This is a genomic window from Dawidia soli, from assembly GCF_018598185.1.
Taxonomy (GTDB): Bacteria; Bacteroidota; Bacteroidia; order Cytophagales; family Cyclobacteriaceae; genus Ohtaekwangia; species Ohtaekwangia soli.
On sequence record NZ_JAHESC010000099.1, the window covers coordinates 1 to 6,612 of the forward strand.

The 6,612-nt window shown below is 51.4% G+C and carries 7 protein-coding genes; 2 read left to right on the forward strand and 5 right to left on the reverse strand.

Annotated features, from left to right (window positions below; translation table 11 throughout):
• Together KK078_RS30105 and KK078_RS30110 are read right to left on the reverse strand one after the other, a co-directional pair.
• Window positions 1-636, reverse strand: a 636-nt coding sequence (locus KK078_RS30105) for a carboxypeptidase-like regulatory domain-containing protein (protein ID WP_254094713.1), incomplete at its 3' end; no start/stop codon positions are given.
• Between the two features lie 155 nt (window positions 637-791).
• Window positions 792-1,811, reverse strand: a complete 1,020-nt coding sequence (locus KK078_RS30110) for a FecR family protein (RefSeq protein ID WP_254094715.1) — start codon at window positions 1,809-1,811, stop codon at window positions 792-794.
• Window positions 1,812-1,945: 134 nt separating this feature from the next.
• Between KK078_RS30110 and KK078_RS30115 the strand changes: the two genes are divergently transcribed.
• Together KK078_RS30115 and KK078_RS30120 are read left to right on the forward strand one after the other, a co-directional pair.
• The gene (locus KK078_RS30115) at window positions 1,946-2,524 is read left to right on the forward strand and encodes an RNA polymerase sigma-70 factor (protein WP_254094717.1); all 579 of its coding nucleotides are present in this window, start codon (window positions 1,946-1,948) and stop codon (window positions 2,522-2,524) included.
• A gap of 146 nt (window positions 2,525-2,670) precedes the next feature.
• Window positions 2,671-5,103 carry an alpha-L-rhamnosidase-related protein gene (locus tag KK078_RS30120; protein ID WP_254094724.1) on the forward strand — a complete coding sequence of 811 codons (2,433 nt, stop codon included), beginning with the start codon at window positions 2,671-2,673 and terminating at the stop codon, window positions 5,101-5,103.
• Here the strand turns inward: KK078_RS30120 and KK078_RS30125 are convergent, their stop codons facing one another.
• The 3 genes from KK078_RS30125 to KK078_RS30135 all read right to left on the reverse strand — a co-directional run.
• Entirely contained in the window at window positions 5,104-5,499 is a 396-nt protein-coding gene (locus KK078_RS30125; RefSeq protein WP_254094726.1) for a YciI family protein, read from the reverse strand.
• Window positions 5,500-5,570: 71 nt separating this feature from the next.
• Window positions 5,571-6,140, reverse strand: a complete 570-nt coding sequence (locus KK078_RS30130) for a dihydrofolate reductase family protein (protein ID WP_254094728.1) — start codon at window positions 6,138-6,140, stop codon at window positions 5,571-5,573.
• Window positions 6,141-6,230: 90 nt separating this feature from the next.
• Window positions 6,231-6,612 (reverse strand): hypothetical protein (locus KK078_RS30135; protein ID WP_449508543.1); only part of this gene is annotated, 382 nt, incomplete at its 5' end.

Consider the following 6,612-nt stretch of genomic DNA (forward strand, 5'->3'; position numbering starts at 1 on the left):
GGCCACGCCCACGACTTCTCCCAACGACTGAACGTCGGGCATCAGTTTTACCCGGATCCGGGTCTGCGCGCCCACGGTGATCTCCTCTTTTAAATACCCGATGAAGGTGATGATCAGCACGTCGGTATCGGCCGCTTCCACCACAAATTCACCATCCAGATTTGTCGTGGTCCCGATGTTCGTACCCTTTACCAATACGCTCACGCCGGGCATGGGTGCATCTGTCTCGTCTGTAATGATACCGGTCAGGGTTTTGGGCACGCCTATCTCGATGGTGGAGGAGGGACCAAAGACGATCTGATCGCCCACGACGTCGTAGCGCACGTGGGGGCCCGCCAGGTGGTTGAGTACGTCGCGCAGGGCTGTGTTGTGAAACGACGCCGATATGTGATCGCGGTCTTCAAACAACCGCCGCCGGTATGCGAACTTAACCGGGACCTTCTTCTCAATTTCGTTGAGAACGGTTTTAATGTCCATGTTTTCGACCTCCAGGGAGATCGGCTTGTCCAGCACACCCTGGCTGAACGATTCGAAGCCGTAACTGGCGACGGAACATACGGCGGCGAGTATGATCTGTACTACCGTGATTCGCATGATTTTAAAGAGTGCATCTTGAATAGGTATAGGTTCTTTCATATCTTAACCGAGGTTTTTGTTGACAAAAGGCAAAAACAAATCTGTCCGGCGTCCCTGGGATGCCGGTGGGTGCACAGCTGCTGATGGCGCAAACATCAGCAGCTTCTTTTTTTCTTTCACTTGTGGGTTACACGATGTGCATAGGCTAAGGCATTTTATTTGGATATAATGATCTGAGCGCCGGACACGTTGTAGTGTGTTCCGGCGGCCCTGCAGATGATGTCGAGACGTTCAAAGAAGGTTTCCTTGTCAAATTTCGCTGTGACAAAGCACGCGCTGATGCGCTCGGGATCGAACACGATATCGATCTGATACGCCCGCTCCAGATCCTCCAGTATCTCGGCGAGCGCAACGTCGTCGAACGTCATTCGCTCGGGCGTTGCCTGTGGAGAGATCACCTTCGGCACATCGACCAGACCGGTGGAAAGTACTTGTTTGTCGATATTAAAGACCGCCTGTTGGTTGGGCGTCAGTACCGCTTCCTCCTGATAGGATGTTTTTAGGCCGAACAGCGCATGCTGCTTTGTGGCCACAGCAACCCGTCCGGTATTGACGGCTACAATGATCTCTCCCCTGGAGCCAACGGTCTTTACGGTAAAGGAAGTGCCCAATACCCGGGTTGCTACGTCTCCTGTATATACATAGAAGGGGCGCTGCGCATCGTGCGCCACGTCAAAGAAGCCTTCCCCCTGCAGGAAGACTTCCCGTCGGGTATCGTTATAGTTGTGGGCATCGTAGCGCAGCGTGCTGCCGGGGCGGAGCGTTACCGTGCTGCCGTCCGCAAGCTTTACACGGTGCACTTCGGTGGCGGCCACGGTCACGAGCTCTTCAGCATCTTCTGTCGTGCGCACCGGTATGGTGGTACGTTGTTCCGGGATCGATCCCGGTGAATAGATATATACCATGAACACAGAGACCAGCAAAAGACTGGCGGCGATGGCAGCGACCTGCCAGAAGCCCAGAAAGCGGTGTTTTCCGGGCGCAGTAGTAGTGATATAGTGATCGGCGTGCGCGCGGAATTGCTTCTCCAGGGCTTGTTCCTCATCGGAGCTCATGTGCGCGGGCTCATCGCGGCCGATGGCGTCGTACCATCGTTCGATCAGCTCGCGCTCGGCGGGAGTAACAACGCCTGTCTTGTATCGCTGTAATAAGGAACGGAATTCTTCTTGCGTCATATTCTGGTAGACAGGTAACTGACAGCAATTCCTAAACTATTTTTGAAAAAAATGTAAAATCAATCGGTTGTGCAATCGAAGCTTGGTTTTTTAGACCGGGTGTGGTAACATTGTATTAACCTAAAACTATTTAGTTGAACGCATACGCGGACCATAGTGATGAGCAACTGCTGAGCGCCATACGAAGTGATGACGCGCAGGCCTTCTCTGAATTTGTTCGCCGTTATTGGAAAAAAGCGTATCACATCACGTATTCCAAAGTACGTTCACAATCCATCACGGAAGAGATCGTTCAGGATCTTTTTACCTCCCTATGGGACAAGCGCGCTACCTTGTCCATCGCCAATGTCGATGCATTCGTCTTTACCTGTCTTCGGAATAAAGCGATCAATTATATCGAGTCGCAGCTGGTGCGGAAAAAATATTGGGATTATTACAAGGCGTTTATTCCGCAGCAGGAGGAGTCGACACGGCGCGCCGTAGAATTCAATGAATTGATGCAAGCCGTCGAAACGTGCGTGCAGACATTGCCGGAGAAATCCAGAAGCGTGTTTCGCCTCAGCCGTCTGGAGGGTGTTTCCAACCGGGAGATCGCCGAAAGACTTAACCTGTCTGAGAAGGCGATCGAGTATCATCTGACCAAATCGCTCAAAGTAGTGCGGCTGGCGCTCAAGGATTTTACCTTGCTGCTCCTGGTTGCGTTCCATCTCTAAAGGTGCGGGTAACCGTTATTACGACGAATCTGGTGATGAGCGTAAGGATGCACGGCGGGAATTACCAACGACCACTGGCCAATCTATCGTGATTCAGAAGTGAGCTGCCAGAGATCCTGGTGACGACAGTTAGATTTTGAAATCCTATGAAAAAGAAATTTTCTATTCTGTTGACACTGGTATTATCATCGATCGCCTATTGGGCAACAGCGCAAATAAGTGAAGCGGCGTTACAAAAGCCCTGGAAGGCGCAATGGATTACAGGCCCTGGAATTCCCGTTAATCGATATACAGCGGCATCGGATGCAACGCTTAAGCAGTATGGCGTTTTTAAATTCCGCAAGACGTTGGAGCTGAACGAAAAACCATCCTCTTTTATGGTTCATGTTTCGGGAGATAACCGCTATCGGCTATTCGTCAATGGAAAACATGTTTCCCAGGGACCGGCGCGCGGTGACCTGTATTTCTGGAATTTCGAGACTGTCGACCTGGCTCCGTTCCTGGTGGCGGGCAACAACGTCATTGCCGCAGTCGTATGGAACGATGGGCGTGACAAGCCGGAAGCACAGATCACGCACGTCACCGGGTTTATCCTCCAGGGTAACACCGCCGAGGAAGAAGTCCTGAATACAAATGACTCATGGAAGGTCATCAAAGATGAAAGTTATAGTCCTCTGCAGGTGAAAGCTCCCGGCTATTATGTAGCCGGGCCGGGGGAGTTGTTGGATATGAGGAAGCATGTAAAGGGTTGGACTGCGGCAAGTTTTGATGATTCCTACTGGGAAAAGGCTCGCACCATTACCGCTGGAACGCCGAAGGCGGCATCTGTCAATTCGACGGGATGGATGCTTGTTCCGTCATCTATACCGCCCATGGAAATGACGGTTCAGCGATTGGCAACGACCAGAAAAGCGGAGGGAGTAAAAGTGCCGGCAAATTTCCCTGCCACCAAAACCAAGGTGACCATACCGGCCAATACACGCGCTACGATCGTTTTAGACCAGGGGTTCCTGACCAATGCCTATCCCACCTTAGTTGTGAGCGGCGGACGCGATGCTGCCATTTCGCTTGGCTACACGGAGGGCTTCTATATTCACAAGGGCGAAGATCTCAGGGGATTCAGGCCACCGACCCTTTCAAAGGGAAATCGTAATGAGGTGGATGGCAAGATTTTCATCGGGAAACTGGATAGTTTAATCTCAGATGGAACTTCCAACCAGGAATATACGCCGCTGTGGTGGCGAACATACCGCTACATTCTGCTGACGGTAAATACGAAGGCCGAGACGTTGACCATAGATGACATCTACGGCACTTTTACCGGTTACCCATTCGTTCAAAACGCGAGCTTGCAGACTTCAAATGCTGAGCTTGGCAAGATGATGGATATCGGATGGCGCACCGCCAGGCTTTGCGCATTCGAAACGTACATGGATTGTCCTTATTACGAGCAATTGCAATACATCGGCGATGCCCGGATACAGGCGCTCGTTTCTTTTTACAACGCAGGGGATGATCGATTAGTGAAGAACGGATTGACCTTAATGGACCATTCACGGCTGGCGGAAGGGATTACCTTGAGCCGATATCCCACGGATTTGAATCAGGAAATACCGACATTCTCGCTGTGGTGGATTGCCATGCTCCATGACTTTTACATGTATCGTCCCGACAGCACATTCGTGAAAGGGAAATTGCCTGGAATCCGGCAGGTCCTATCTTTTTTCGAGTCGTATCAACAAGAGGATGGATCGCTGAAGAATGTTCCTTACTGGGTGTTTACAGACTGGGTTGAGAGCAAAGGATGGGATTTTGGAATGGCACCGAAAGGTGTTCATGGGGAGTCGGCGATATTGGATTTAACTCTTTTATGGGCCTATCAGGTCGCCAGCAGGTTGGAGCAGGGCCTGGGGGTAAAAGAAATTTCGCGGAACTATAGTAAAAAGGCGCAACAACTTCGGAAAACGATTCAATCGAGATACTGGGATGCTCAAAAGGGAATGTATGCCGATACAGAAGCAAAAGATGTTTTTTCCCAGCATGTCAATTCACTGGCCATTCTGTCGGGTGTTATCGAAGGAGGTAATGCCACGACGTTGGCCAACAAGATTATAACGGATACAAGCCTCGCCCCGGCATCGATCTACTTCAAATATTATTTACACCAGGCGCTTACAAAAGCCGGCCTTGGCGACGATTACGTCAAGTGGTTGGACATCTGGCGGGAGAATATTGCGATGGGGCTCTCCACCTGGGCCGAGATATCGGATGTAAACCGGGCGCGTTCCGATTGTCATGCGTGGGGATCGAGTCCCAACATTGAGTTCTTTAGGATCGTGCTCGGAATTGATAGTGATGCACCGGGATTTGCGAAAGTCCGGATCACACCTCACCTGGGTGCGATGGAAGAGATCGGTGGTGAAATGCCGCATCCAAACGGGAAAATATCGGTTAAGTATAAAGTTCAACAGGGAGTTCTTCAAGCCGAGGTGCTGTTGCCGGAGAAGATCGAAGGGGCGTTCGTGTGGAAAAACAAGACGCAGATACTAAAGCCGGGGAAAAACTCATTCAAGCTTTAATCATGACCCTCGCTGCTTGCTCTCTTCCATAAGAGCTGTCAGGTCGACGGCCGGCCGGATCTCCCAACTGCTGCTACCACGCCCCAGCCGGAGCGAGGGATGCTTTGACAGCAGGCGGATGGCGTGATTCAGATCGGTGGCCTCCAGGATCATGATGCCACCGATCTGCTCTTTGGATTCAACGAAGGGGCCATCGGTCACGGAGACTTTGCCGCTTTGCCATTTTAACGTGGCGGCATTCCGGGCTTCCTGCAAGCCTTCACCGCCGGCAAAGTGACCGTTCTCCCGAAGCTCTTTATCGTAGCGAAAACACTCGTCCATAAACGTGTTCCGCTCGCTTTCGGATAGCGTTGCCCAAATTTCTTCATTCATATAGCCGAGACAGATGTATTTCATAATGATTTGTTATGTATGTTAGATTTTGTGTGATAGCCTTACAAGGTGTTGAAGTCGTCAATACAACCGAATCAACGGACAGTGGTATAGTGCAGCGTAACAACGCCTGATTTCAGTGTTTTCGAGTCGACTAATTTCAGTTTGCTTGTTACGGTGTTGTTGGTGAACGCGCTGATGCCGCTGCCCAGTATAATGGGGTGTACGGTAAGTTTGTATTCGTCGATCAGCCCCAGGTTCATCAGACTGGTGGCCAGGCCGGGACTGCCAAAGATGGCCAGGTCTTTTCCTGGCTGTTGTTTCAGCTTTGTTACTTCTTCAACAATATTGTCCTTAATGAGTCGCGTATTGTTCCAGGTTACTTCGGTCAGGGTTTTTGAGAACACAATTTTTGGTACGGCATCCACCCATTGCGCATGTTCCCGTGCATGCTTGCCGGCATCGGGTTTGTTTAAAACGGTTGGCCAGTAACTTTCCATTAACTGGTAGGTGGTTCGTCCATATACGGGCGAACCGACTGTTTTAATCAGTTCATCGGCGTATTGCTCCAGCTCTTTATCATAGGTTAAAAAGTCAAGTCCGTGGTTCGGATCTGCTGCAAAGCCATCGAGGGACATGTGCATGAATAAGATTAATTTTCTCATGTGACGATTGTTTATTTGTTGTTACTACCGGTAGTCGGATGGCAGACGACAAAATCGACAGGCATATTGAATTTTTTTTGCTTTCGGGCATTAGGTCTCCAGTTCGCGGAGCTTGCGTTCGATAAACCGCCGTTCCGGGGCTTGTTGTGCCAGGGCCAGGGCGCGTTCCCATGACGCCCGTGCCTGGTCTGTGCGGCCTGTTTTCCGGCAAAGCTCCGCCCGGGCAGCGTGCGCCAGGTGATAGCCGGTCAACTCCCCGCGCTCCAGGATCGCGTCGATCTGTCGCAACCCCGCCTCGGGTCCCTTATGCATAGCCAGGGCGATAGCGCGGTTCAACTCAATAATAGGCGACGGATTTATGCGCAGCAGCAGGCTATACCTGTCTCTTATACACCACTCCGCGCCCACGAGCCTTACTCTGAGCTCCGGTGCCGGGGGGGGGGGGGAGAAAGGAGGGGGGGGGGGGGGGGGG

Coding starts and splice junctions, on each gene's coding strand:
- KK078_RS30110 (WP_254094715.1), bottom strand. CDS start 1,811: ATGACGCAAGAAGAATTCCGTTCCTTATTACAGCGATACAAGACAGGC.
- KK078_RS30120 (WP_254094724.1), top strand. CDS start 2,671: ATGAAAAAGAAATTTTCTATTCTGTTGACACTGGTATTATCATCGATC.
- KK078_RS30125 (WP_254094726.1), bottom strand. CDS start 5,499: ATGAAATACATCTGTCTCGGCTATATGAATGAAGAAATTTGGGCAACG.
- KK078_RS30130 (WP_254094728.1), bottom strand. CDS start 6,140: ATGAGAAAATTAATCTTATTCATGCACATGTCCCTCGATGGCTTTGCA.